The sequence below is a fragment of the Bacillus sp. FSL E2-8868 genome (assembly GCF_038005505.1).
In the GTDB taxonomy this organism is placed as follows: Bacteria; Bacillota; Bacilli; order Bacillales; family Bacillaceae_G; genus Bacillus_A; species Bacillus_A mycoides.
Window position 1 is genome coordinate 1,186,599 of the sequence record NZ_JBBOTI010000002.1, and the last position, 26,965, is coordinate 1,213,563.

At 34.2% G+C, this 26,965-nt stretch carries 27 protein-coding genes, 2 pseudogenes and 1 riboswitch; of the genes and pseudogenes, 5 read left to right on the forward strand and 24 right to left on the reverse strand.

All coding sequences use genetic code 11. From position 1 onward, the window contains the following. Positions 1 to 104 precede the first annotated feature (104 nt). The 7 genes and pseudogenes from NSS74_RS16995 to NSS74_RS17025 form a co-directional block, all read right to left on the reverse strand. A complete protein-coding gene (locus NSS74_RS16995) occupies positions 105 to 1,454 on the reverse strand; it encodes an APC family permease (protein ID WP_340813995.1) in 1,350 nt (449 codons plus the stop codon). 422 nt (positions 1,455 to 1,876) lie between these two features. After that, positions 1,877 to 2,845, reverse strand: a complete 969-nt coding sequence (gene nrdF / locus NSS74_RS17000) for a class 1b ribonucleoside-diphosphate reductase subunit beta (protein ID WP_002011508.1) — start codon at positions 2,843 to 2,845, stop codon at positions 1,877 to 1,879. Between the two features lie 94 nt (positions 2,846 to 2,939). Continuing rightward, positions 2,940 to 4,325 (reverse strand): annotated as a pseudogene (locus NSS74_RS17005) (ribonucleoside-diphosphate reductase subunit alpha); the annotation flags it as partial. 401 nt (positions 4,326 to 4,726) lie between these two features. After that, positions 4,727 to 5,425 (reverse strand): annotated as a pseudogene (locus tag NSS74_RS17010) (ribonucleotide reductase N-terminal alpha domain-containing protein); the annotation flags it as partial. After that, on the reverse strand, positions 5,412 to 5,771 hold the full coding sequence (gene nrdI, locus NSS74_RS17015) for a class Ib ribonucleoside-diphosphate reductase assembly flavoprotein NrdI (RefSeq protein WP_000959445.1): 360 nt from the start codon (positions 5,769 to 5,771) through the stop codon (positions 5,412 to 5,414). The gene nrdI and the pseudogene NSS74_RS17010, both read right to left, overlap by 14 nt. A 477-nt stretch (positions 5,772 to 6,248) precedes the next feature. Continuing rightward, on the reverse strand, positions 6,249 to 6,566 hold the full coding sequence (locus NSS74_RS17020; protein ID WP_002030565.1) for a hypothetical protein: 318 nt from the start codon (positions 6,564 to 6,566) through the stop codon (positions 6,249 to 6,251). A 25-nt stretch (positions 6,567 to 6,591) separates the two neighbouring features. After that, positions 6,592 to 6,786, reverse strand: a complete 195-nt coding sequence (locus tag NSS74_RS17025; protein WP_002011514.1) for a hypothetical protein — start codon at positions 6,784 to 6,786, stop codon at positions 6,592 to 6,594. A 261-nt stretch (positions 6,787 to 7,047) separates the two neighbouring features. On the opposite strand from NSS74_RS17025, the gene NSS74_RS17030 reads away from it, so the two are divergent. Further along, positions 7,048 to 7,626 (forward strand): GNAT family N-acetyltransferase, encoded by a 579-nt coding sequence (locus NSS74_RS17030; RefSeq protein WP_002140940.1) that lies wholly within the window; start codon positions 7,048 to 7,050, stop codon positions 7,624 to 7,626. Between the two features lie 60 nt (positions 7,627 to 7,686). Here the strand turns inward: NSS74_RS17030 and NSS74_RS17035 are convergent, their stop codons facing one another. Together NSS74_RS17035 and NSS74_RS17040 are read right to left on the reverse strand one after the other, a co-directional pair. Beyond that, positions 7,687 to 8,289, reverse strand: coding sequence for a histidine phosphatase family protein (locus tag NSS74_RS17035; RefSeq protein WP_002140939.1), 603 nt, complete (start codon positions 8,287 to 8,289; stop codon positions 7,687 to 7,689). An 81-nt stretch (positions 8,290 to 8,370) separates the two neighbouring features. Continuing rightward, positions 8,371 to 8,529 (reverse strand): hypothetical protein, encoded by a 159-nt coding sequence (locus NSS74_RS17040; RefSeq protein ID WP_002086806.1) that lies wholly within the window; start codon positions 8,527 to 8,529, stop codon positions 8,371 to 8,373. A 253-nt stretch (positions 8,530 to 8,782) separates the two neighbouring features. Between NSS74_RS17040 and NSS74_RS17045 the strand changes: the two genes are divergently transcribed. Then, positions 8,783 to 8,968: a YkvS family protein gene (locus NSS74_RS17045; protein WP_002064385.1), complete on the forward strand. Its 186-nt coding sequence runs from the start codon at positions 8,783 to 8,785 to the stop codon at positions 8,966 to 8,968. A 50-nt stretch (positions 8,969 to 9,018) separates the two neighbouring features. Here the strand turns inward: NSS74_RS17045 and queF are convergent, their stop codons facing one another. From queF to queC, 4 genes are read right to left on the reverse strand one after another with little or no spacing between them, the layout of a single operon-like run. Further along, positions 9,019 to 9,516, reverse strand: coding sequence for a preQ(1) synthase (gene queF, locus NSS74_RS17050; RefSeq protein WP_002140938.1), 498 nt, complete (start codon positions 9,514 to 9,516; stop codon positions 9,019 to 9,021). Between the two features lie 18 nt (positions 9,517 to 9,534). Continuing rightward, on the reverse strand, positions 9,535 to 10,251 hold the full coding sequence (gene queE / locus NSS74_RS17055; protein WP_002126181.1) for a 7-carboxy-7-deazaguanine synthase QueE: 717 nt from the start codon (positions 10,249 to 10,251) through the stop codon (positions 9,535 to 9,537). After that, on the reverse strand, positions 10,244 to 10,735 hold the full coding sequence (queD, locus tag NSS74_RS17060) for a 6-carboxytetrahydropterin synthase QueD (RefSeq protein ID WP_002011526.1): 492 nt from the start codon (positions 10,733 to 10,735) through the stop codon (positions 10,244 to 10,246). The genes queE and queD overlap by 8 nt, the downstream gene beginning before the upstream one ends. Then, positions 10,735 to 11,397, reverse strand: a complete 663-nt coding sequence (gene queC / locus NSS74_RS17065) for a 7-cyano-7-deazaguanine synthase QueC (RefSeq protein WP_002086813.1) — start codon at positions 11,395 to 11,397, stop codon at positions 10,735 to 10,737. Before queC ends, queD begins: the two co-directional genes overlap by 1 nt. Before the next feature lie 93 nt (positions 11,398 to 11,490). Continuing rightward, positions 11,491 to 11,534: riboswitch (PreQ1 riboswitch) on the reverse strand. Positions 11,535 to 11,742: 208 nt separating this feature from the next. On the opposite strand from queC, the gene NSS74_RS17070 reads away from it, so the two are divergent. Then, positions 11,743 to 12,951 carry an ATP-binding protein gene (locus NSS74_RS17070; RefSeq protein WP_002140936.1) on the forward strand — a complete coding sequence of 403 codons (1,209 nt, stop codon included), beginning with the start codon at positions 11,743 to 11,745 and terminating at the stop codon, positions 12,949 to 12,951. A gap of 9 nt (positions 12,952 to 12,960) precedes the next feature. Here NSS74_RS17070 and NSS74_RS17075 read toward each other — a convergent pair whose 3' ends face one another. From NSS74_RS17075 to NSS74_RS17090, 4 genes are all read right to left on the reverse strand, one after another. After that, positions 12,961 to 13,077, reverse strand: coding sequence for a DUF6254 family protein (locus tag NSS74_RS17075; protein ID WP_000038354.1), 117 nt, complete (start codon positions 13,075 to 13,077; stop codon positions 12,961 to 12,963). 105 nt (positions 13,078 to 13,182) lie between these two features. Then, positions 13,183 to 13,716 (reverse strand): DinB family protein, encoded by a 534-nt coding sequence (locus NSS74_RS17080; RefSeq protein ID WP_002030551.1) that lies wholly within the window; start codon positions 13,714 to 13,716, stop codon positions 13,183 to 13,185. A gap of 138 nt (positions 13,717 to 13,854) precedes the next feature. Beyond that, entirely contained in the window at positions 13,855 to 15,549 is a 1,695-nt protein-coding gene (locus NSS74_RS17085; protein ID WP_002140935.1) for a M3 family oligoendopeptidase, read from the reverse strand. A gap of 160 nt (positions 15,550 to 15,709) precedes the next feature. Continuing rightward, on the reverse strand, positions 15,710 to 16,156 hold the full coding sequence (locus tag NSS74_RS17090; protein ID WP_002011538.1) for a MarR family winged helix-turn-helix transcriptional regulator: 447 nt from the start codon (positions 16,154 to 16,156) through the stop codon (positions 15,710 to 15,712). A gap of 194 nt (positions 16,157 to 16,350) precedes the next feature. Here NSS74_RS17090 and NSS74_RS17095 point away from each other — a divergent pair, with 194 nt between their 5' ends. Next, positions 16,351 to 17,847, forward strand: coding sequence for a DUF3149 domain-containing protein (locus NSS74_RS17095; protein WP_002140933.1), 1,497 nt, complete (start codon positions 16,351 to 16,353; stop codon positions 17,845 to 17,847). 29 nt (positions 17,848 to 17,876) lie between these two features. Here NSS74_RS17095 and NSS74_RS17100 read toward each other — a convergent pair whose 3' ends face one another. Further along, a complete protein-coding gene (locus tag NSS74_RS17100; protein ID WP_002030543.1) occupies positions 17,877 to 18,158 on the reverse strand; it encodes an aspartyl-phosphate phosphatase Spo0E family protein in 282 nt (93 codons plus the stop codon). A 489-nt stretch (positions 18,159 to 18,647) separates the two neighbouring features. Here NSS74_RS17100 and NSS74_RS17105 point away from each other — a divergent pair, with 489 nt between their 5' ends. After that, a complete protein-coding gene (locus NSS74_RS17105; protein WP_002011545.1) occupies positions 18,648 to 19,418 on the forward strand; it encodes a divergent polysaccharide deacetylase family protein in 771 nt (256 codons plus the stop codon). 67 nt (positions 19,419 to 19,485) lie between these two features. Here the strand turns inward: NSS74_RS17105 and cbpA are convergent, their stop codons facing one another. The 6 genes from cbpA to phnW form a co-directional block, all read right to left on the reverse strand. After that, the gene (cbpA, locus tag NSS74_RS17110; RefSeq protein ID WP_002140932.1) at positions 19,486 to 20,109 is read right to left on the reverse strand and encodes a cyclic di-AMP binding protein CbpA; all 624 of its coding nucleotides are present in this window, start codon (positions 20,107 to 20,109) and stop codon (positions 19,486 to 19,488) included. A 125-nt stretch (positions 20,110 to 20,234) separates the two neighbouring features. After that, entirely contained in the window at positions 20,235 to 20,864 is a 630-nt protein-coding gene (locus NSS74_RS17115) for a class II aldolase/adducin family protein (protein WP_002011549.1), read from the reverse strand. 249 nt (positions 20,865 to 21,113) lie between these two features. Beyond that, positions 21,114 to 23,414, reverse strand: coding sequence for an NEAT domain-containing leucine-rich repeat protein (locus NSS74_RS17120; RefSeq protein WP_002140931.1), 2,301 nt, complete (start codon positions 23,412 to 23,414; stop codon positions 21,114 to 21,116). Positions 23,415 to 23,852: 438 nt separating this feature from the next. Then, on the reverse strand, positions 23,853 to 24,635 hold the full coding sequence (locus NSS74_RS17125) for a DeoR/GlpR family DNA-binding transcription regulator (RefSeq protein WP_002030497.1): 783 nt from the start codon (positions 24,633 to 24,635) through the stop codon (positions 23,853 to 23,855). Positions 24,636 to 24,675: 40 nt separating this feature from the next. Beyond that, positions 24,676 to 25,860 (reverse strand): saccharopine dehydrogenase family protein, encoded by a 1,185-nt coding sequence (locus tag NSS74_RS17130; RefSeq protein WP_002140930.1) that lies wholly within the window; start codon positions 25,858 to 25,860, stop codon positions 24,676 to 24,678. Beyond that, a complete protein-coding gene (phnW, locus tag NSS74_RS17135; protein WP_002140929.1) occupies positions 25,857 to 26,954 on the reverse strand; it encodes a 2-aminoethylphosphonate--pyruvate transaminase in 1,098 nt (365 codons plus the stop codon). Before phnW ends, NSS74_RS17130 begins: the two co-directional genes overlap by 4 nt. Positions 26,955 to 26,965: the final 11 nt, after the last annotated feature.

Below are 26,965 nucleotides of genomic sequence, written 5' to 3' on the forward strand. Positions count from 1 at the left end.
TCATCCCCTTTACTTATGAATCTTTGAGTGACTTATGCAATGCTGCATGATTATCAAATATAAAAAGAAAAAGGCATCGGAACTTATCCGATGCCTTTTTCTTTTTATATTTCCTGTGCTTCTTCAAAATGCATTTGCGGAGGAGCTGAACGGAACATATTTGTAACATATAGAAGGTACCCAATTCCAATAGCAGCCCAGCAAAGTCCCAAAATAAGTGAATGGATATTGAGATTAAACCATAGTACGGCTACAGTAGCAGCACCCAAAATAGGCATAACTAAGTAATTTAAGAAATCTTTTATCGTCTTATATCTTTTTTGCTTGATTATATAGTAAGAAATTACAGACAAATTAACAAATGTAAATGCAATCAGTGCTCCAAAGTTAATAAGAGATGCTGCTGTTTCTAAATCAATGAATATAGCGAAGAGCGAAATAATTCCTACAAAAATAATATTATATACTGGAGTTCGCCAGCGAGGATGAATGTACCCGAATATTTTTTTCGGAATTACATTATCTCGCCCCATTACGTATAATAACCTGGATACACTTGTATGAGAAGCTAAACCAGACGCAAGTGTCCCCATAAGGGTTCCTACTAAAAAGAAAGCTTGAAATAATTTCCCACCAACATATAGCGCAATTTCTGGAGATGCTGATTCTTGATTTTTAAATACAGATGTATCTGGAAAAATAGATTGTGTAAAATACGTTGTAGTAATGAATAAAACTCCGCCGATTAAAGCAGTAAGAAAAATAGCTCGAGGAATTGTTTTTTTGGCGTTTGGTGTCTCTTCTGAAAATGTAGTTACTGCATCAAAACCTAAAAATGAGAAACAAAGAATTGTTGCACCTGCAACTAACGATGATATTTGTATATCTGATTGAAAAAACGGCTGAATGGAAAAAACTTCTCCTGTTCCCTCTCCCGCTAATAAGCCTTTTATAACTAGAAAAACAAATACGGCCATTACTAACACTTGAAATATTACTAAGAACGTATTGAAATTAGCAGTAACATTTACGCTAATCATATTTATTAATGTAACCAGGAGAACAAAGCCAATGACCCATACCCAACTAGGAACACTTGGGAAAAATGCTGACATATAAATTCTCGTTAATAGTGCGTTCACCATTGGTAGAAACAAATAATCCAATAACGCGGACCATCCAACAAGAAACCCAAGCCTTGCACTAATTGTCTTCTGTGTATACGTATAAGCAGATCCTGCGGTAGGAAAAGCCTTTACCATTTTGCCGTAGCTTGCAGCGGTAAACAACATCCCCGCTAATGCAATAAGATAAGCTCCTGGAACATGACCACCCGTTTTTTCAGAAACGATTCCAAATGTATCAAACCCAACCATCGGTGTCATATACCCGACCCCTAGCATAACAATTGACCAAAGCCCTAATGAACGTTTTAAACCAACTACTTTCCCCACCTATCATTCCTCCTACGTTCTCTATCTAATTTCCATTTAAAAATCGACAATCAAAAGGAAGCGTTTTCAAATAACTATATATCACACCGAGTATTACCTCCCTTTTTGTTACTTTTTAAATATTCATGCAATTTTCAAGCCAAAATTTCTAGCATTTGAAAATTCAATACTAGAAAGAACGTATAGGTGGAGTTGGTCCTCATTTCTTCTCATTTTTTATTCATTTTGACATAAGTTATTCAATCTCTCATACGACTAAATATGAAAAATACAACTTTAATCCTTGTTTTTTCATTCCCACTTCCTCAAAAATTGGGCTTTTACAAGATTAAAATATTCCCATGAAATAATAACATTATGTAAACTATTCATAGCAAAAAAGCTGTCTTTTCTATAAAGACAGCTTTTTCTATAACACTATATTAAAAATTGAATACGAAGTCATCGTCTGCTAACTTTTCAACATTCGTTGCTTTTACGTAACCATTTCCTTTTACAGAGAAGAAGTCATGGTTTTTCGTATCTGTACGTAAACCATTTAAAACGATTGGGTTAATTTCTTCTTCCTCAAACTTCGGCTCAAGTCCTAAGTTCATAAGTCCTTTATTCGCATTGTAACGAACGAAACGATTTACATCCTCTACAAGACCGATAGAAGTGTAAATTTCTTCTGTATATGCCAATTCAATTTCATACAGTTCCATTAATAACTCTTGCGTTTCCGTTTGTACTTCTTGTTGCTCTTCTGCAGAAAGTTCTGTGAAGATTTGTTGTGCTAAAATACCAACGAATACGCCGTGAATTGACTCGTCACGAATTATTAAGTTAATAATCTCACCACTTGCCGTCAATTTACCTTGACCCGCTAAGTAAAGTGGATAGAAGAATCCACTATAGAATAAGTAACTTTCTAAGAACACACTTGCTACCATTGCCATGTATAACTCTTTTTTCGTTACTTCAGGCTTTAATAAGCGACGATAGTAACTAGTAACAATACCAGCTTTTTTCTCAAGTAATGGATGGTTATCTACCCATTCAAAAATATCATCAATTTCTTCTTCAGTAGCTAACGTTGTGAAAATATGGCTGTAACTCTTCGCATGTACTTCTTCCATAGCGCCCATGAAAGCTAATACACTTTTCGCTTGTAAATTTTCAAGATGAACAAGTACAAGTGGCATCCCTTCGCCACCTTGTTTCGTATCTAAAAGTGTTAAACCACCTAATACACGCTTATAAGCAATTTGCTCTTCTTTTGATAATTGTGCCCAAGTATTTTTGTCAGAAGACACTGCGATTTCTTCTTCTGTCCAAAACTGAGCGATGTTTTGCTTCCAAAACATTAAACTAAAATCATCTTCTTTTTTGTTCCAGTTTACCGCACGCATTAAATCGCCCCTTCTCTAAATAAACATAAAAAATTGATAACTAAGCATGAGCAGGGTTCAGAAAAACCCTGCTCATAATGTCTCACTTTTTATATTAAACGGTACAAGCCACGCACTCTTCCACGCTTAATTTACGTGTTCTCGTATAATAAAGACTCTTCAAGCCTTTTTTATGTGCATAAATGTAGTAACGTGCTAACTCACGTGTTGAAATATCACTATTAACATAAAGAATTGTACTAATTCCTTGGTCAATATGTTCTTGAACTTCTGCGATTAAATCAATTAATTTAAACTGATTCATATCATAAGAAGATTTATAGTACCAGAACGTATCTTTTGATAAATACGGCATTGGATAATATGTTGTCGCATTCGCATACGTTCTTGATTCAATTTGACTTACGATTGGCATTACGCTTGAAGTTGCATTTTGAACGTAACTGATCGATTGTGTCGGAGCGATTGCAAGACGATATGAGTTGTATAAACCATTCTTCTGTACTTGCTCTTTTAAACTTGTCCAATCTTCTTTTGTTGGAATATGAATTCCTTCAAATAATTGCTGAATTTTTTCAGTTACTGGGCTGTAATCTGTCGTTTCATACTTTTCAAAGTATGTGCCGTTTGCATAATCAGACTTATCGAAGTCTTTAAATGTTTCGCCTTTTTCTTTAGCGATCTCCATACTTTTCTCAATCGAGTAGTAATTTAACATCATAAAGAATGTACGAGCGAATTCTTTCGCTTCAGCACTTTCATAAGCGATTTTATTTTTTGCTAAATATCCATGTAAGTTCATTGCTCCAAGTCCAACTGAATGAAGCTCATCATTTGCTTTTTTCACAGTTGGGGCATTCGGAATGATCGTCATATCAGAAACAGCTGTTAAAGCTTCCATTCCCGCATGAACTGCTTCACGAATTTCTTTATTTTCCATTACGTTTACGATATTTAACGATCCTAAGTTACAGTTAATATCACGGCGGATAATGTCTTCTGTACCGTAATCATTTATTTCAGAAGTTTCTTGTAGCTGGAAGATTTCTGTACATAAGTTCGACATCTTCACAGTTCCAATATCCTTCAGTGGATGCTGGTTATTTGCATTTGATTTAAACATTAAGTATGGGTAACCAGACTCAAGCTGAATCATAGCAATTTTAATAAGCATATCACGCGCACTAATATCTAGTGGCTTCTTCTTCACTTTCGGATTGCTCATTAATTCATCGTACATTTCGTCGATATCTATATCATCTAAATGTTTTCCGTACTCTTTAAATACTGTATAAGGCGCGAAAACATGGAAAGGTTCGTTTTTCTCAGCAAGCTCAAAGAACTTACTTGGAACGATAATTCCGATTGATAGAGACTGAATACGGCTCTTCTCATCGGCATTTATTTTTTTGGTATCAAGGAATTCAATAATATCCCAATGGAAAATGTTTAAGTATACTGCACCTGCACCTTTTCGTTGCATATTGTTACTCCATATCGTCAAAACGTATGGGGGATAGTCATTTCTGCTATCCTCTCTATATCGCTATAGAGTTCAGACCATATCTTCTTCTCGCCAAATTCTTCATTTAACCATTTATCATATGTTTGATGCACATGAATATGGCATAAACTATAATAAATGTATACACCCTTTGAATTTGTTTGTTTTGAGAAGCCAGGTTCGAGCTACTTAGTCACCTACATAGCCACTTGGTCGTTGAACCTTCTCCTTATCTAATAAATTTAGGAGCTCGGCTGCTGATTTCCTGCAATCTTGGATTTTCAGGGTTCGCTACGTAATTTCTTCGTAGTATCCTACCTTGATATACTCAGGCGTTCCAGCAATTGACCTGGTTTTATAGTTGAGCCATAAAGTTAACCCAACTGATTCGCATACGAAAACGAATCTTCAAGTAATTTCATAACAGGTACTACACCACTTGCGGCGTTATCAATACCTTTAATTTGCTCACCACGTGCACGTAGCTTAGATAAGTTTAAAGCTACTCCACCACCGATTTTCGATAATTGCATTGCAGTATTAATGTTAAAGCCGATTGAATTTAAGCTATCATCCATCTCTAACAAGAAACAAGACACCATTTCTCCTCTTCTGCTTCGTCCCGCATTTAAAAAGGTTGGTGTCGCTGGTTGGTAGTTTTGTTTTACAATCATGCTTGCGAAGTGTTTTGCCTTCGCAACATCACCGCGTCCTAAGTATAATGACACAATTGCTACACGATCTTCATAGCTTTCTAAGTATTGTTTTTGATCATTCGTTTTTAACGCATAATCTTTATAGAACTTAGATGCTGCCATATAAGATTGGAACTCGAAGTTTTCACCATAAGCGATGTTATAAACTCCTTCTACTTCCTCCAAGCTATACTCGTCCAGAACGTTGTAATAGTAATCATGTTCTTTCATATACTCCATTCGCTCTGCCACGCTATTAAAATGAACGGTATTCTCTCTAGCTTCTTCCATAAAGACTTCTAATGCCTCTTTATCTTTATGAAGCTGATAAAAACCGTCCTGCATTTGCGTGATTTCATTATTCAGTTCAATGTGTCGCAATCTCCCGCACCCTTTCTTTAAAATATTCTACATCATTATTTGTTCCAGATAACTCAAATTTTGATACAATAGGCACTTCATATTTAGTAGAGATTTTGTCAGCACTTGCACCAAACATGTCTCCCCAATTACGATTGCCACTTGCAGATACGCCTTTTAATTTTTCATTATTGCGTTCTAAAAAGTCTAAAACACGTTCCGGTACATTTCCAAAACCTGTTGTATACGTAATAAGAATAAAGTCTTCATCTAATACTAGAGCTTCATCAATTTGAACGGCCGGCATATTTAATTTGTGAATGAAACGCTTCACGTTTCCTGTCATAGAATCATATGCAACTAACATTTCCGACCCTCCCTCTCCAATCTATATTCTCTGTATGTCGTTTCTTGATTTCTCTATATATTGTATTACGTTTCAAAATAAGACACAAGATATATGTATAAATTCTTTCTTTTTTTAAATTTTACTTTTCGACATGACCGTCGATTTTTTTCAATACAAAGACTATGAAACAACATTCTAAAACTCATGTCAATAAAGTGCTTTTCAAAAAAGTTGTCAACGAATTTAACCTTATTTTTAAAAAAGTTACCAATATTTTTTGTCATAAAACAGTAAATGCTGGAGTAATATATTTCTCCAGCATCACGCAAAAAAGAACAGATATTAAACGATAATCTGTTCTAACAAACGATTACATTTATCAATTTTACTTTATTAAATATTATACATATTCTTTCGTTCCTCGTTACATACTAAAAGATAACTATTATAGAAAAAGATTATTATTATGGAACTTCAATTTATTTATGAAAAAAATTATTCAGGGTGCTCAATACGCAAAATATCTCTTACAAATATATGATGTGGATTCTCATCTTTATCGAGCATTGTACATATAGGAGCTTCTTCATCAAAGTATACGATCATTCCTTCTACGTACTGATATGTATGTTGAACTTGTACCGTTACTTTAATTTCTACTGCTTGTTCATACGCCCTTTTTATTTTCTGAAGCATTTTTGCTGAACATTTTCGTTTCTCTGGATACATAACCATTCCCATAAACCTATTCCCAGCTCTATCTTTCCACATATAATCCCAATGTGGCAATATGCCTTGTTTAAAATCCCCCATAATTCTCCTCTCCTTTATCTTCTATTTATGAACGTGGTGTTTCTGAATATGTATAAATTACCTGTCCACCGCGCTGTGCGTTCCCGATAATATGTTTAAAATCTTCTCGATTCACAACAACTTCTCTGAACGTATAAAATACATCTTTCGTCGCAACATACTCCTTTATTTCATCATTTTTCAGCTGATCCAAAATTGTATTTGCTAATTGTTTATCCATGTATTTCACCTCTCTGCAATATTTTATTCTATCGCATCTTCTATAGGTCCACAACGGTAAAATTATCCCGTTACTATTATGTAATTCACTTTCATTATTTTTATATCTATATCACTTTATTATATTCGCACTAAATATCATATACTAACATAGCTACTTCTCTATATCAAACTTTTTGATGCCCTGTATAACAAAGTTCCAAATCACTGTTTGATATTTTATTTTATGCTACAATATACATTTAGAACTAGGAGGGATACTATGATTCGGAAAGCAAAAAAGACAGATGCGGTAGAAGTAGCACCTTTATTGTATAACGCTCTGCACGAAATTGCTGAAAAAATCACAGGTAGCACAGTTGAAGCAAAAGTAATACTAGGACTTGAAACATGGTTCGTAAAAGAAAATAATCGATTGAGCTATGAAAACTGTTTAGTGGCTGAACAAGGTGGAAAGGTAGTTGGGGTTATTGTCGTTTATCACGGTAGTGACGCTGAACAACTTGATGCACCAATCCTACACTACTTAAGAGAACTACATGAAGACGAATCCATTACGTTAGAAAAAGAAGCTGAACTTGATGAGTATTATATTGACACGTTGTCAGTTTCAAGTATTTACAGTGGACGTGGTATTGGCTCTAAATTAATCGATGCAGCTGAACTTCATGCAACTGAAAAAGGGCATGAAAAAATCGCCTTACTTGTTAATTTAGAAAACAAACGCGCTTTTTCACTATATGAAAAACTTGGTTTCAAAGAAGATAAAACCGTTATGCTCGTCGGTGAACCGTATGCCCATCTAATAAAACCATTACGGTCATTGGTTTCTATATCTTAAAAGGACAATTCTTTTTTACTTGTTATGCAGAGAAAGAGGCTGCCAAAGGGACAGCCTCTTTTAAATTAATTTTGTATTTAATACATTTCCATCCATCGCCTCATGAAATGTATACGTTGTACACCCCCATGGCTTCCTATGGAAAATAGGCGAACCAGACCACCCCATTGCCCTCAGTTCAGTCCCAATCATCGCATTAAAATAACTATGACCTACAAGGGCAATATGTCCATGTACGAGCGCATAGCGGTGCAACATATTAGTGGCTTGCCTTGCTCTTTCTCGTACTTCCTTATAAGACTCAACCTCTTTGCTATAACCAACTATCCATCGTGTACGTCCAATAAACATCCATACATTCGGTTTACATTTCAACCATTTTGGAGCATAAAAACTCGTTGGAACTTCAGCTTCCCTAAAAAGAGGATTTTGCACAAAAGATAGGGAATCCAATAACTCAGCCGCTGACTGTACAGCGCGCCTTTGATCACTCGTTACAACCAGTTTCGCTGATTCAATCGCCTCAATTGTTTCAATTGGTATAGGAGTTTCTTTTACTGTAGTCCCTAAATCATATTGCTTCATCCATTCACGAAATGAAATAATTGTCATTGGCTCTATAGTACTGTCCAAACGACCATGACGAATAAAAGAAATTCGCATTCTTTCCACTCCCCATTCATCACTTACGAACTATATTACGTACTATTTCTTCTTGCCATCATACCATGCATAAAAAGAAAGTTATATATCCCCACCACTATCATGTGTTATCGAAGTGTGCACACCATCCAGTCCATCAAAATATGTAGTTGTTTCATGATGACGCACTTTCTTCAACTGTATATATGAAAATAAAAATAATAAAATCGCTATAAAGCTCCCCACAATTTCAAACATCATTTTCCAGCCCCTAATTTCTCCCACTTTAGTAGGTCATTGTATCTTTTATTATACTCCCGTATAAAGATGTATGCATTTTCATCATTCTTCTCCTAAACAATATTTTTTACATATTTCCTTACAAAAAGTGAATATTTTTCGAATTTTTACTTTGGAAACATTTACAAAGTAGTAAATATAGTTCAAAATAAGAAGAAATAAAAAAGCCCAAATTATTCTTTTTTTGGGAAAACTGGAACAAGGAGAGTTGCTTATGCAGATCGCAGAAACTGGAGATATCATTGAATTTAAAGGTGGAATGCAAGGCCGTGTTCAAAAGGTAAATCAAAACTCCGTTATTGTTGATATAACAATTATGGAGAATTTTAGAGAACTAGATATGGAACCTCTTACAGTTGTAAGCCATAAAAACTATACTGTCATTAATCAACATGCATAATATAATAGAAAGAAAGGATCTGTATATCATACAGATCCTTTCTTTCTATATTAACGATTATCGATCTTTTCTGGATATAAATCGTGATTCATCATGCGGTAGTCTGCCATTTTCTCATACTTAGTTCCTGGGCGGCCGTAGTTACAGTAAGGATCGATTGAAATACCACCACGTGGTGTAAATTTCCCCCATACCTCAATATAGCGTGGATCCATTAATTTAATTAAATCATTCATAATAACGTTCATGCAATCTTCGTGGAAGTCACCATGATTTCGGAAGCTAAATAAATATAGCTTTAAAGATTTACTCTCTACCATTCTTTGTTCTGGAATGTAGCTAATATAAATTGTTGCAAAATCTGGTTGTCCTGTTTTCGGACATAAACTTGTAAATTCAGGACAATTGAATTTTACAAAGTAATCACGGTTTGGATGGTTATTATCAAATACCTCTAAAATTTCCGGGCTATATTCAAATACATATTTTGTATTTTGATTTCCTAATAATGTTACATCTTTTAAATCTTCATCTAATCTTCCTGCCATTTTAAACATCCCTTCTCATTATACCCCTCGTTTATTTCCCCATACTAACGCATGAAGCTGAGGCAGTACTTTCGCATCATTCATTTCTTTACAATTCACAGCTTTTTCAATAAGCCACTCATATTTTTCTAATAGTTTTTTTATAAGCACCGCATCATCCACTGTTTTCGTATCATCATTCCCTACTTGTAAGAAAAATGGTACATTCGGATAACGCTCGTGCATCTTAACTGCATATTCAAAATCTTGATCATCGAATACTACTACTTTTAAACTAAAATCTTTCCCTGCTAGTTTATGAATAACAGAATCTAACATATGAAAATCTGTTTTCATAGTTGAACTTGGTGGTTTTGGAGAAATCGTTACCTCATCAATTTGAAGCAACCAATCTTGCCATTTACTCCCTTGCGTTTCTACCGCTGTTCGCATTCCATTCTCCTTTAATATAGAAAGAAGAAATTGCATATTTTTCAGCAAAACAGGATTTCCACCCGAAATCGTAACATGAGAAAAATTTTCTCCACCAATTTCTACAAGCTCATTCCAAATGTCTTCCGGTGTCATTTGTTTAATTTGATCTTTGGCCGATCCATCCCATGTAAAAGCAGAATCACACCAAGCACAGCTATAATCACAGCCCGCTGTACGGATAAACATTGTCTTTTGTCCTACAACCATCCCTTCTCCTTGAATGGTTGGACCAAATATTTCTAAGACGGGGATTTTACTCATCGAGCATCCACTCCCGTCTTACTTCCGCATAACTAGTCGGCGTCTCAAAAAGACGAACAAATTCAACACGAGCTCCCTTATATTCGTTCGCACGATTATCTTTCGTTAATGCTTCTGCCATCTTTTCATAAATCCAAACGACCATATTTTCAGCAGTCGTATTCATTTCTGGCAATGTTTCGTTTAAATAACGATGATCTAAATAAATTTCTATTTCATTTTTCCAAATCTCTTTTATATCTCCAAAGTCAATTGCAAGGCCTATTTCATTTACATATCCGCTAATTCCAAATACGACTTTATATGTGTGTCCATGTAAATTTTTACATTTCCCTTCATAGCAGTGTAAATGGTGCGCTGCGTCAAATGTAAATTCCTTGCTGACCATTACTCTTTTATTATGATATTTGAGTTGTTCACGCTGAATATCCTTGTCCATTTTTTGCAAATTTTCTACGATGCGAAATCCAAAAAAGTTATCCATTAGTTGCTCGCTCCTTCGCGTTCTTGTAGATACGTATCTAATCCCGCTTTACGAAGTTGACATGCTGGACATTCACCGCAACCATCACCAATGATTCCGTTATAACATGTTAATGTTTTTTCTCTAACAAACTCAAATGCTCCAAGTTCATCAGATAATTTCCATGTCTCTGCTTTATCAATCCACATAAGTGGTGTATGAATAACAAACGGATAATCCATAGATAAATTTAATGTAACGTTTAATGATTTCACAAACACGTCACGACAATCTGGATAACCACTGAAATCAGTTTCACATACACCCGTTACAATATGACGTGCTCCAACTTGTTTTGCTAATACAGCCGCAAATGATAAAAATAGTAAATTTCGTCCATCTACAAATGTTGATGGCAATTCACCTTCTTCATGTGTAATCTCCATATCCGTTCTCGTTAACGCATTTGGAGCAAGTTGATTTAATAGGCTCATATCTAGTATCGTATGTTTAATTCCTAGCTCTTTCGCAATTTCCGCTGCACAATCAATTTCTAATTTATGACGTTGATTGTAGTTAAATGTTACAGCTTCCACTTCTTCAAACTGCTGTATCGCCCAAAATAAACATGTTGTACTATCTTGTCCACCACTAAAAACAACAACTGCTTTTTCTTTTTTCATTTCACTCATTCTCCTTCTCTACTACGAATAAGAAGAAAGAACGTTCTTGAACTGTCACAATAAAAAAACAAAACAATACCTAATGATATTGTTGTTTCCATAGTTTTTTATAGAGGGAGTTCGCGAACCTCTCCCATGCAGTGCACGGAATTTCTTCTTTCATTGACAAAGATTATTGTAACATATTGTATACTACCAGAAAAAATTTCTGATTTTTTCCGCTATTTCGCATTTCATTTATTTCATTTTATAGTATGATTAATTTAATGTTAAAAGAGAGGAGGCATCCCACTGGAACTCTTTATTATTTACCTCTTTTTAAATATATTATCTATTCTCGTTACAATGCTCGTATATCATTTATTTTGGAATCAGAAAGGGAAACGATCTCCTAAATTAAATTCAGCCATATTTATTGTATTGTGTTGCCTCGCTACCATACTATGTATCACTTTCGCAGCAAAAACAAATAATGGTTTTCAGTTCGACATGCGACATATCGTATTAATTGTCGGCACGTTAACGGGAGGGCCTATTGCTGGTGGTTCTATTTTAGCTGTATTAAACATTTATCGCTTTTTATTGGGAGGAATAGGTGCGTTTCCATCCTTTATCGCTTCTATTCTCCTATTTATTGTTCTACTATTAACATACAAATTTTTCAATCGAAGTTCTAATCATATAAAAATAACACTTGCTATTTTTTACAGTCTTACTTATGGATTTGGTTGGATACCATTTTTCCTTGCAAGTGTTACAAATGAGGCAGATTATATACCACATATCATTGTGTACGAACTATGTACGATGATTGGTACAATCCTTATTTTATATTTACTACACATATTACAAATGCAAGTTCGTCTCCAAAATGAACTTATGAACGCTGAGAAATTTCATTTAATCGGCGAAATGGCAGCTTCTATCTCTCATGAAATTCGTAATCCTTTAACTGCAACGAAAGGTTTTTTACAACTTTTACAGTCAGATGCATGTTCTGAGAAAGAACGAAAATTATATATCGACATAGCCATTAATGGTATCGAACAAGCAAATCACGTTCTTACAGACTACTTAACTTTTGCAAAACCGAGTATTGAAAAAGAACAAAAATTACAAGTAGAGGAAGAATTACTTCATGCGTTGTCTTTGATCACACCTCTCGCCAATTTAGCAAATGTTCGTATAAATTATATAAAACAAAGTACATCTTTCTTTATCGCTGGCGAAAAGCAAAAACTGAACCAATGTTTATTAAATATTTTTAAAAATTGTATTGAGGCTATGCCTACAGGTGGCGACCTTATTCTTACATTAGTTCCAGACCATAAACATATACAATTATATATAAAAGATACAGGAGTTGGTATGGATCAAGAACAAATAAAACGCCTTGGATCACCTTTCTACTCAACGAAAGAAAAAGGTACCGGACTCGGAATGATGGTCGTCTTCAGCGTCATTCAAGCAATGGATGGAAAGATTGATATTATGAGCGAAAAAGGTACAGGTACAACTTTCTTATTAACTTTCCCACTCATACAAAAAACGTGATGAACTTCATCACGTTTTTTCTGTTCCTTCAACTAATTCTGCAAAAGCTTTCACTTTCCCATGCGGCTTTTGATTTTCTTTCCGAGCTTTCCAGGCGCGCTCTTCTTCTCTCTTTTTCTTTGACATGCTTTTCAACTCCTTCTTTTCTTTTCTCCATGTAGTATTCCAAAATGAGAAAGAAAACTATGCATGAGTAAAAAAGAAAAGAAGCGGTTCCCCACTTCTTTCATTTTAACGCTGTAAAATTGCATGTTTCGCTTCTTTTAGCTGTGTAAGATGTCTTTGTTCGTGTAAATCTAGAAATTGAACCCATTGATATAAATTCAAATCATTAAAAATAGGATGTTTTAATCCATTTTCAAATAATTCTTTTTCATCTATTACACTATGAAGGGCATGTAATAATTCTTGTCGTGAATGTTCTAGTAATTGAATTCCTTGCAGTTTTTTCATTAATGTTTCTGTTGGTTTCATTTGTTGAGGAGCTTCCCTTTTATGTGTGCGATCAAGCGTAAGTTGGAGGTCTTTAAATGGAGCAAGTTTTCTTTCTTTTTTTTGCAAAGCATATACAAGGGCAGATGTGACAGACTGTTCAACTAAATGCAAATGATGCAAAATTTGAATAATACTCCATTTATCACGGCGTGGCTTTACATTCACCTCCGTATCATTTAACATTTCAATTTCTGATAACAGCGTGCTTCGTGTAGACTGTAATGAGTGGACTAAAGTTTCTAAACTAACATCCATATTAGATTGAAGCATAGTGCTTTCCCCCCTTTTGTTGGTGAAAAGGGGCGCTCCCCATTAGAAACACCCCTAAAATAATTCTGAATTTTCTTTTATTATCTCATCATTTTTCTATTATGTCGATGTTAAACATAGGAAAAAAGTGCATGTTTTTTACAATTTTGTGTCGTCAACAGCACGTAACCACGCTTCAATTTCTGTAATTACACTTTTTACACACCCTTCAGCGAATGGTGATGTTAAATTTGCAACTTCTACTAATTCTAAGAATGATTTACTTCCACCTTGTTGACAAAGATTCACATAATCTTCCCAAGCCTCTTGTCTATTATCTCTTGCACGTTTCCAAAATTGCAGTGCACAAATTTGAGCTAACGTGTAGTCAATATAATAGAAAGGTGAGCTATAAATATGACCTTGACGTTGCCAGAAACCACCACGCTCTAAATAATCATTATCTTCATAATCACGATGTGGTAAATACTTCTTCTCTATGTTACGCCATGCTGACTTACGTTCTGCTGGCGATGCTTCTGGATTTTCATATACATAATGTTGATATTCATCTACAGATACACCGTACGGTAAAAATAGAAGTGCTGAACTTAAGTGTGAGAAATAATATTTATCCGCATCTTCTTCAAAGAATAACTTCATCCATGGCCATGTAAAGAATTCCATACTCATTGAATGGATTTCACATGCTTCATATGTTGGCCAATTATATTCTGGAATTTCATACTTACGACTTTCATATACTTGGAAAGCATGACCAGCTTCATGTGTTAATACATCAATGTCCCCAGACGTTCCATTAAAGTTTGAGAAGATGAATGGCGCTTTATAATTCTCGATATATGTACAATATCCACCACCAGCTTTTCCTTTTTTCGCAACTAAATCTAATAAATCATTATCGAGCATGAAATTAAAAAACTCATCTGTTTCAGCTGATAATTCTTTATACATTGTTTTCCCGTGATTAATAATCCAATCGGCATCGCCTTTTGGAGTTGGATTACCTGTAGCAAACTCAAAGTTTTCATCATAATAAGCGAGCTTTTCTACACCAATGCGTGCTTTTTGTCTATTTCTTAACTCGGTTGCAACTGGAACGATATAATCTAATACTTGCTGACGATAGTTCGCTACCATTTCAGCATTATAATCTGTACGATACATTCTTGCATATCCTAATTCAACAAAGTTTTTAAAACCAAGTGTTTTTGCGATTTTCGTTCTCACTTTAACAAGCTCATCATAAATACGATCTAACTCTTCCTCGTTCTCAGCTAAAAATCCGTAGTATGCTTCACTTGCTGCTTTGCGTTCACTTCTTTCTTTTCCTTGCATAAACGGAATAAGTTGCGATAACGTTCTTTCTTCTCCTGCAAAGTCAATCTTTGCAGATGCTAATAACTGTGTATATTGCGAAGACAATTTATTCTCTAATTGTAAATCTTTCACTACTTCATCTGAATATGTTTTTAAATCACATTCAGCTAGAGCAAATAATTGCTTTCCATAATACGCTTCTAATTCTTCGCGGAATGGAGAATGAATTAACACATTATAATACTTTGTACCATACCCTTGTACAACTGGAGAGAATTCATCAAAGAAATCCTGCTCATCCTTATAAAAGGCATCTGTCGTATCAACAGAATGACGAATGTAACAAAGGTTCCCCATTGTACCAAAGTCATTACGAATTTCGTTAATTGAATTGATAACTTGTTTTTGTTCTTCTACAGTTTTTGCGTTATCAAACTTCTCTAAAGCAACAGTAAATTTCCCTTTTAATTCTTCAATATTTGGCCGTTTATATTCATAGTCTTTAAATGACATGAACGAGCCCCCTCTCCATTATATGCATCATTATTATAATTCAATTCTTACTTACAAATCTCCTCTTATTCTTCAGCAAAATGCGGTAGATGCTGTCATAAATACATGCACACAAAAAAGCCTTGGATTTCTTTATCCAAAGCTCCTTTGGAACATATCATCATTTTTCATACTTTCCAATTTTTTTCAATAGCTCGAGTAATTCATCCTTCTCATCCTTCGTTAACATTTCAAAAGACTGATATATAACTTGCTCATGACCTGGAAAAATAGAAGCAATAAAGCTCTCTCCAGACTCCGTTAATTGTGCATAAATAACACGCCTATCATTTGGGCATGGAATTCGTTTTACAAGCCCTTTTTTCTCTAGCTTATCTACAACGTATGTAATGCTGCCACTAGCTATTAAAATACGCTCACCGATTTGCTGAAGTGGTTGGCCTCCTTTATGATATAGTAATTCTAATACAGCAAACTCAGTTGGATTTAATCCGTTACTTTGTATGGATTTATTTGTAGTATCCATAACAGAACGATGTACACGGGATAATGCAATAAATACTTTTAAAGATTGAGAAATGTCTTCTCGCTCATTATTTGATGTCATACCATTTCAACCCTTCACTTAAATTCTCCGCAACAAAAAGAAAAGCAACGTAGCACTTCATTACAACTTCCGAATGAATATTCACTCATTCCTTTTCCTTTCCCTAATGTAATGCAAATGATTCTTGAATAAAAACATGACAATTTTAACATAGTTTATATATAATGATAATAAAAAAAGAAGGAGTACCAAATTTGAAAGTCAAATTACAAAGCATAGTTTTTTACATACTGCTTGTTATACTGCCAACGATAGGGATTGGTGCCACATTTTTTTCATATCACACTTATCAAATGAAACAGGCAAACAAACTATCTGCTCACACTGTTCTCTTTTTATATAGAGACTATTTAGACCATCACCTTGGTGAAGCTATATCTGCCTTAGAAATGCTCGCAAAAGTCGTAGGGACCGAAACTGGAAACATCAATGGGATTAAACAGATTGTACATGATACCGATGGAAATGATGAACGTTTTTCCGGTCTATATTACGCTACGACAGATGGGATGATTACACTCGCATCCCAAGGCGATTCGCCGCCTATTGACGTTTCTGACCGCCAATACATCCAAGATGCTTTGCAATCTAAGAAAACAACTGTATCATCAGTTATTACAGATCGCGTTCTTGGACATCAAGCTATTATGATTGCGTCTCCAATATTTAATAGACAAAAGGAACTCTCAGGCTTATTATTAGCAAGTTTACGCTTTGACTACATTTCAGCCTCTTTAAATGCTATTAAACCACAATATCATTTCGAAGTGACTGATAAACATGATGTAGTTTTTCTAACCGATGATAATAACGAAACAAGCGATGGGCATTCTAACATGCTTACTACCCCACTCCAAAGATTAAATTGGAAAGTCTCTGTTTCTCCGTTACCTATTCATCAACAAACTTTATACCAGTTAGTTTCAATAGAGTGTATAGCTACTTTATTTTTAATGTCTATTTTATTTTTACTTGCTCAATATATGTTATTAAAACGTCAAACAAAACTAGAAAGACAACAAAATGAACTACAAAAAATTGAATTGGTTGGAACTTTTGCAGCTAGTACAGCTCATGAAATCCGTAACCCTCTTACTGGAATTAAAGGACTCGTTGCTCTGTTAAAAGAGAAATATAAAGATGAACAGGATCAGTTCTACTTTTCCGTAATCGAGCAAGAAATAGAGCGGATTAATGAAATTGTAAGCGAATTTCTTATTCTTGGAAAACCAACTGCCATCATTGAACAAACATATGATGTAAGAACGATTCTTAATGAGGTAGCATTAATTATCCAATCTGAATCGAATCTACATAACATTGTATTTCATTTACATTTGCCAGACCATCCTGTTCATATACGTTGCTCAAAAGACCATATGAAACAAGTGGTTTTAAACATTACAAAAAATGCAATTGAAGCCATGGCTTCTGGTGATACATTAACCATTGTAGTAACAAACAACGAAAAACACGCACACTTGCAAATTATTGATACTGGAAAAGGGATTCCTAAACATATTCAAAAACACCTCTTTCATCCGTTCTTTACTAATAAAGATACTGGAACAGGTCTTGGGCTTGTTATATGTAAACGAATTGTAGAGATGTACAATGGGCATATATTTATTGATAGTAAAGAAAACAAAGGAACGACAGTTCATATAGAGATTCCATTACACATAGTATAATTATCCTTATCCTAAAAGGGTAATTATACTTATTTCATAAAACCAGCTACAAACATTCTCCAAAAATTGTTTGATTTCCCTTCATACTCAATTTGAAAAATAGGAACCTTTATAATTGAAAACCATTTCGGTGTTTGTTTTTCTTTGTAACGCTGATACTGTACGATAAGCTTGTCCAATTCTTGACTAACTTGAATTGTCTCCATACTATTTAACCCACTTGTTAATCCTAAATGAATCATTTCTTCACGTTTCATATGAATATCATGCGAAAGCTTTTCTAATGTGTACTTCCTTTTTACAGTAAACATCCATATCCCCCTTATTTTTCTTCCATACTCTCAACGCCTCATCTACTTTAGCCCTTTAAACACTTAATTCTATTTAAAATTGAAGAATCAGAAAATTTAACATTTTTCCCCTGTAATTTACAAATCTTTACCCTCACTTTGAGAATTATTACAAATTATTCTATCTTTGTAAATACATTCGCAATAATAGACATTTTTTTCATCTTCTTTTTTGTAAATACTCAGTAAACAGTGGATTCTCTATTTTCAATGTACTTTTCTTCGACATTTTTTGTTTAATTTATGTAAAAACGCAAAACATAATGATGATTGATAAAGTGAACTTTAATCAGTGGGGGTTTTGTCCATCCCCCACTAATTATTAGGCTTCACCAATCGGGCGTTTACGGGCAGTGGATTTTCCACCTAACTTCTTTACTCCAGCCAAATTTTGAGGTGGGAGTCTTACTGTCCGCAAATAGCGGGATAAAATAGAAAGGAAATATTTATATGCGCAAATATACTATTACAGTTCTCATCTTCACCCTGTTCATACCATTCTTCCTCTTTCCTATTCAAGCAAACGCTCATACGAATAAAGTTGCTATTGTCATCGATGATTTCGGCAATAATATGAAAGGCACAGATAAGATGTTATCACTTCCTATTCCACTCACTGTTGCTGTTATGCCATTTCTTCCTTCTACTAAACAAGATGCAATAGCTGCCCATAAAAAAGGGCATGAAGTTATTATACATATGCCAATGGAACCAATTAGAGGAAAAAAAGAGTGGCTTGGACCAAAAGCGATTACAACAGATTTAAGCGATGAAGAAATAAACAACCGACTCGAACAAGCAATTCAAGAAATACCTCATGCAATAGGAATGAACAATCATATGGGATCAAAAGTAACCGCTGATGAAAGGATTGTACGTCTTATACTTTCTGCCTGTAAAAAGCACGGTTTATTTTATTTAGATAGTAAAACAAACCCTAATAGTGTTGTCCCAAAAATCGGTAAAGAATTAGGCGTTCCTATTATTGAAAACCAATTATTTTTTGATGATGTATATACGGTAAGTCACATTTCAAAACAAGCACAATTACTCATAAAAAAAATCCAAGACAAACCCATTATGGTAGCTATCGGACACGTTGGGGCTCCAGGTGAAATTACATCACGTATTATCGAAACTTCTATTCCTAAAATTCGTGAGCATGCAGACTTTATTTTTTTATCTGATTTAGCATTATCTCCACCTTCTGTTTCAAAATAAAATTCATTTCTCGTACTAAAAAAGATACCTATCTACACATAGCAGATAGGTACCTTTCCTTTTCAACTTAAATATAATCTACATGACTCACCCTAAATCCCTTTTTCTCTATCTTTTCAATTAATTGCTTTAATTTTTTTTCATTTAACTCATCCGATATATTTACGATAACACGGCGAATATATTGATCACCGTTATCAAGCGTAAACAGTCCACCGATATTATATGCTTTTAATAATGTCCCAAGCTCTTTAATTGTTCCCTTACAATCTTGTGTTGCAATTGTTAATATATAACCACCCGTCCGCATACCGAACGAATCCTCAATAACATCAAATACATTAGAGTGTGTTAAAATGCCGACAAATTCATTATACTCATTTAAAACCGCTAAAAACGGGAGACGACGAATAACGTAAAAAGCTCTAAAAAAAGAATCCTTTTCAAAAATAAACGAATTTGGATTTTCCAGTACATCTTCTGTACTTACATCCTCTAATCTGCTATTACACTTCTTTTCTAAAAGATCTACTTTATAAATAATCCCCGTGAATTCCTTCTCATTTTCTGCTAATACAGGGATTGCGCGAAATCCCGTTTCATTCATAATTTGTAACGCCTTTTCACCAGAATCATTCGTTTTGCAAAATGTCACCTGCTGTTTTGGCAGAAAATGATATTTAACTCGCAAAATATGTTCCTCCTTACATGTCAACATGTAATCTATATATAATAAGGAGACCTATATTTTATGAGTGAAATTTCTTTTTAAAACGCTTTCATTTTTAGGGGATGGTAATCTCTGTGAATACATCTTTATATAACAGAACTTTTTGCCCCTTTTATCATTAAAAGCTTTACGTGATAGTTCATTAAATACTCTATACCTTCCAACCATTTTTTCGCTTCTTCTGGAGTTTTCCCCCACACGATCATTCCGTAATTATGAACAAGGACTACTCCTCCACCTTCAATAAAATTCGGAACATTATTTTCTAATAAATTAGCGAATTTCTTTTCATCTTCTACAATTGGAATTGTCATTTCTGTAATACCGTCTTTTCCAAAAACACGTTCCACACTACGTTTTTCGAATGTTACTTCTCCTTCTTTCCCATATAGCTCTGACATTAAATGACTATCTACAGTCTGTACTTGTAAAATGCATTCTGCACTACTTTTTTTATAAATATCCGCATGCATAAATGACTCTATAGCTGGTTTTTCTTCGTTTTCAAATACTGGCTCACACATGCAATTTACGACAATAAAATCTTCTTCAGAAAATACCCCTTTATCTCTTCCCTCTACATTCACTAAAAATGTTAATGGCTCTTTTGACGTACACATCGATAAACTAATTTTCGTACCATAAAACCAATCGCGAAGTGCCAATTCTGCTTTCACATCTTTTAATTCGTTCCATTTTTTCAGAAAAAATAACATTTCGTCACCCCCGGCGTAATATTAATATAATATTCAAATCCTTTCTATATAAAAGGAATGTTTTTTGATTATTCTAAAAATTTAATTGAATTATCACACGAGAATGCCTTTTTGTCAATATGGTTTCAGCACCTATCGGAAAAATAGGCCTATCACATGTAAACACTCCTGTCTATTTAGCACTTGATTTTGTACATATAAAAAATACGTTATTCTTCTTATTAAAGAATAACGTATTTTTCTCATTTATTATTTTTTTATTGCCCTATACAGAAATTGCGCATATTGCTCACGTGTTACGAAATCATCCCCTAAAAAGTTCCCATTCCCGTCACCTTTTGATATATTATTATCCACTAATGCTTTCACATATCCTTCTGCCCAATGACCTGTTGGTACGTCTGTAAAGTTCTCCAAATTATTTTCATTTTCATTTAACTGAAATACTTTTTGTAATACTACTGACATCTCGTACCTAGTTAATACTCCTTCTGGACGAAACTTACCTGTACCATCTCCTTGCATAATTCCTGCTTGTGCAACTGTAGCAATATCTTGCTCAAACATATGCCCTTTCGTATCAGTAAACATCTCTTTCTGCTCTACTTTATTTTCTAATTTCAAGTACCTTTGTACTAAAGACGCAACTTGTCCACGAGTAATACTATCCCCAAATCCAAATTGTCCATTTCCATATCCCTTGAAAATATTTTCTTTCGCTAAATAATGAATTGCTTCTTCTGACCAATGTCCTTTTGGTACATCTTTAAATTCTACTACCTCTACTTTCTCATCTTCTTTAGAAGTATTGTCTTCTTTAGAATTGTTGTCCCCTTTACTTTCTACTACATTTTGAATTACAGATCCTGTAAAGAAGATTCCTGTATCCGCAAATGGATCTTTCACTCCAAATTCATATACTTTCTCACCTGGTGTACTCCATTTCACTACACCATTACTATACGTACCACCATCACTCTTCAGACGGATTTTTGTAGATACCTCGCCGTCTTTTTCGTATATAGGTACTTTTACTTCTTTATTTACTTCTGTATCCTCTAAAAAGACTTTTTGGTTTTGGACATTAATATAAGCTTTCTTACTTAGTTCTATTACTGGTCTAACATCGCGGATTTCATTTGCAACAAAACTTAAATATACTAACTTATTCAACTTACTAACTGGCGATAAGTCTGAAATATAATTTGCTTCTAAATCAAGTTTTTGTAAGTTTACTAGATTTGATAATGGAGTAATATCCTTTAACTCATTATTAGGTAAATCTAATTCTGTAAGCTGAGTCATTTTAGCAAGTGTTGTCACATCTTCAATTTGATTTTTACCGATAAATAATTTATTTAATTGATTCATTTGATCAATACCCGATAAATCTTTAACCTTATTACGCGTTAATACTAAGTCCTTTAAAGGTAATGAATATAACGGTTTAATATCTTCAATTTGATTACCTGCTAAAGTTAAGTATGTTACATTTTTCAATGCGCTTAATGGAGCAACATCCGTAATTTTATTATTTGCTAAATTCAAGTAATTTAGTTGTTCCATTTTCGCTAATGCTGTTACATCTTCTATTTGGTTGCCTGATAGATATAAACTTTTTACATTTTTCATTTCAATTAGTGGTGCAACGTTTGTAATTTTATTATTACTCAAATCAAGAGATTCTAAATTTTCCATCTTAACAAGTGGTGTTACATCTGAAAATTCATTACCACGCAAAGCTAAATGATTTAATTGCTTTAAATTCGCAAAGAACGACGGATCTGTTATCTTCGCATTCGCAACTGTTAAAGATTTTAAATTTGGCATATATTTTAATGCACTATAATCCAGAATCTCATTCGTGTTTAAAAACAAGTCCTTTACTTGTAATAACTCTTCTTTCGTAATTGGTGTATTTAAATCTTTTCTATTAAATACTTTTTTATTAACAAGTTCTCTTAATTTGTTATCTATTATCATATTTTGATTATCAACTGGATTATCTGTTTCCGTATTGCCTGAATTAGAGTTATCATCTGGTTTCTCTGTTTCTTTTTCACCTACAGTTGGATCTTTAATTTCAAATTGAACTTGATATTTGTGATCATATCCAATAGCCGGAATAAATATATGCATTTGCATATTGTGCTTCTGCTCAAATTCGCCAATTTCAAATTGGACTACTTTCGTTCCATTTTTTCTTTTATCTTCTGACAGAACTTTCACATCATGAAATACACCAGGTTGATTTCTATCTTCTATTCTAAGATATTGAAAATAATCGCTATCTTGTATTGTTACAGTAACGATTTTTTTCCCATCTTCAATTGCTACTTTAGGATTTTTTATGTACTGAGAAACCATAGATGGCTCATCTTTTTGATCCTTATATATTTTAATCTCAGTATCATACGTGCGATCACTGGCTGCTGCTACCGACTGGTTTGCTTCAATTTTTATTGCTGCTAACGCTGGAGTAGAATACGCAGCAAATGGAATAGCTAATGTTGTTGCTACTACTAGAGCTTTAATATAACTTTTTTTCAAAATAATATCCCCTTATCTTATATATATTCCAATTGATAATTACTATCAATCGCTAACATAATAAATGATAATGAATCTCATTATCATTGTCAACAAGAATATTACATTAAGTTTATATTTCCATAGATAAAAAATAAAAAACCCTTTACTCAAAGGGCTTTTTTGCCTATCGTATGAAGGATTTCACTTTTTTCTTTTTCATTAATAACACCAATTTTTTGCAAAATGTTTGCATACAATACAAGTTTATTATATATCCGTTCCGACATACTTTCCCTTCTTTCCTTCGACCAACTTTTTTTGTATTGGTAAATTATATGAACGAGATGAGAAAATGTGTCCACTTTTTGCATAAATACAAAGCTTTTATTTTTTTACTTGCTGATAGTAAAACTCCCACCTAAAAATTAGGTGGGAGTTTTAACGTATTCAATTCATTTAGCAAACTGTCCATTGAATATTATGCTTTTTGACTTCTTCTTCAAAACTATAGGGCATTTTCTTATCACAAATAATATGTTGAATACGAGAAAATCCTGCTATTCGGTAGTTCCCTTTTACGCCTACCTTTGTATGATCGCATAAAATATACGTTTTCTCAGCTAATTTCATCATCGCTTCTGACAGTTTCGCCTTTTCTAATTCAAAGCTAGAAACCCCAAAACCTTGCAACAACCCATCAATCGAAACGAATGCTTTATGAAAATGAAATTGATGAATTACTTGCTGTGAAATAGACCCCGACACACGTGAATGTTTTGGAGATACTTTCCCGCCTATAAATAAAACTTCACCGTGAAACATCTTTTTATTAATAGAAGAAATTAATTGTGTTGCTACTGGAAATGAACTTGTTACAATCGTTAAATTTTTACGATGAACAAGATATGGCACCATTTGAAGTGGTGTACTTCCATCATCAATCGCAATAACATCTCCATCTTCCACAAACGTTGCTGCTTTATACCCAATTCTTTTCTTCTCTTCTATATGCAGCATCTCTCGTTCTAACATCGGTGCCTCTATCCCAGCTCCCGGAAGTTGAACGGCTCCACCGTACACTTTCTTCAATTTTTTTTCACGATCTAATTCTTCTAAATACCGACGAATCGTCTCTGTTGATACTGCGAACTCTCTCGCTAATTCTGAAACTTTTACTTTTCCTTTAAACTCTACCTTCTCAAGAATTGTCCTCTTTCTCTCTTCACCTACTACAGACATAGCCTCACCCCATTTATATCTACCTCATAAACTGTCTTACTTATACAAAGTTATAATTTTCTTTTTCAGTGAAAATCTCTTCATGAATATAAATACCGCGCTTTTCTAGTTCGTCAAAAATAATTTGTGGATTTTCGAAAGCTTCTTCAGGAGTAATAACACCGACTTTATTAACTACTCCTTTTGCAATTAACTCTGTAGCGATTCCAAATGGGATACCAACATTTCTTGTATAGGCCCTTAATTTCTCCCAACCTACTACAGAACCGTCAGATAGCGGATGCGTATGGTATAACACATGCCTTTGTTTTTGATTATTTTTCATACCTACTACTTCTACATGAAGTGCATAACCATAAAGCTCTGTTGCTTGTCCTTCTTTCGATTTTAATAGATACTTCGAAATACAATCCATAATACCAATTTCTTTACCGTTTATTTCAATTTGATCATTACGCAATATACCATAATCATATAAAGCACGAACGAGCTGCATATTTTGCTCTGGCCAAGTTCCTCTTGTTTCAATAAGCTGTACACCTTTATCTTCCAGTGCCTTCGCTAACGTAATCGTTTCTGAATGCGGGATTATATACTGCATTGTTTTTCCGTAAGGCGCTGGTAATTCAATTTCTCTCGGGCGCGCAAACGGAGGTACTTGCTTAAATTCATCTTCCTCATACACTGTACGCGTCGGCAAATGTGGATCATATTCATATGTCGTTGTCTCTGTAATTGATGCAGAAAAAGCAATTGGACGATACGAGCCATGACTTACTCGAACTGACTCTACAGTATCTAACTGATTTGCTGCATACATGGCCATCATTTGCGTTACACCTGGTGTCATACCAAATCCAGGTAAACATGTTGTTCCATGTTGGACAAATTTAGAGTGGGATTCATTTTCTTCACCAAATCCATTTAAGTTCACACCGTGACAACCGGCATCTGCGATACAGCGAGTAGACAATCCATTTAACTTTATCGTCGTACCATCCATTACAATGTTATAGCCCTTCATTTTTGCGACCGTATCCTCATGATTTGTCACATCGACTTTCACAAAATCAACACGAGGATCATTTAACCACTCTACTACTTTTCGGCCTTCCTCTTCATTAAAATCGGCTACCGTAATCGTCTCAAAAGATGAAAATTGAACTAAATCTAAAATTGCTTCACGACAAATTTTACCTGCTCCACCTAAGCAAAATACTTTCACCCTATAACAACCCCTTTAGCAATACTATCAACTAAGCGATTAATATCGTCTTCATGTACATCACCGATATTTCCAATGCGGAACGTATCTACTTTCGAAATTTTACCTGGATAAATAACAAATCCATATCGCTTTAATTCATTATATAGCTGCAAAAATTCAAATCCTGCTTCTGGATAAATGAAAGATGTAATAATAGGAGATTGATATTTTTCATCTACTAATGGCTTAAAGCCCATTTCTTTCATTTTGTGCACTAGCAGTTTTTGATTGCTATAATATCGATTGTAACGGGCTCTTACCCCGCCTTCTTCTTCTAATTCAAGCAATGCCTGATAAAAAGCATGTACAACATGTGTAGGTGAAGTAAAGCGCCATTTCCCATTTTGCTCTTCCATCGTTTCCCACTGATCATATAAATCTAATGATAAAGAACGAGCTTGCCCTTTACATTTCAATAGTTCATCACGATTTGCGATGACAAAACCGAATCCGGGAACACCTTGAATACATTTATTCGCACTACTAATTAGAAAGTCAATTTGCAACTCAGCGATATCTATTTCAATACCACCGAAACTACTCATTGCGTCAACCAGTGTAACTTTTCCATATTGTTTTCCCAATTTACATACGTCTACAATTGGATTAATAATACCTGTAGTTGTTTCACAATGAACAACTACAATATGCGTAATCTCTTTATCTTGTTGTAATAACTGTTCTACTTCTGCAATATTAGTAGGCTCCCACTCTTCTGTTTGACTGACCACCACATCTATATGTAACATCTCTGCCATTTGTACAATACGCTTACCATACGCACCATTTGTACAAACTAGCAGCTTTCCTTTTCTAGGAATAACAGAACCAATTACTGCTTCAACCGAAAACGTACCGCTTCCTTGCATTAAAACTGTTGTGTACTTTTCTTCTTCCTTTGTCGCTAACGATACAAGCCTATTTCTTACATCTTGCACCATCGTGTTATATTCAACATCCCACGTACACCAATCGTATAACATAACTTCTTTTACAGTTTTTGTTGTCGTTAATGGTCCTGGTGTTAATAATAAATAGTGATTTTCATTCATGATCGTGTGCC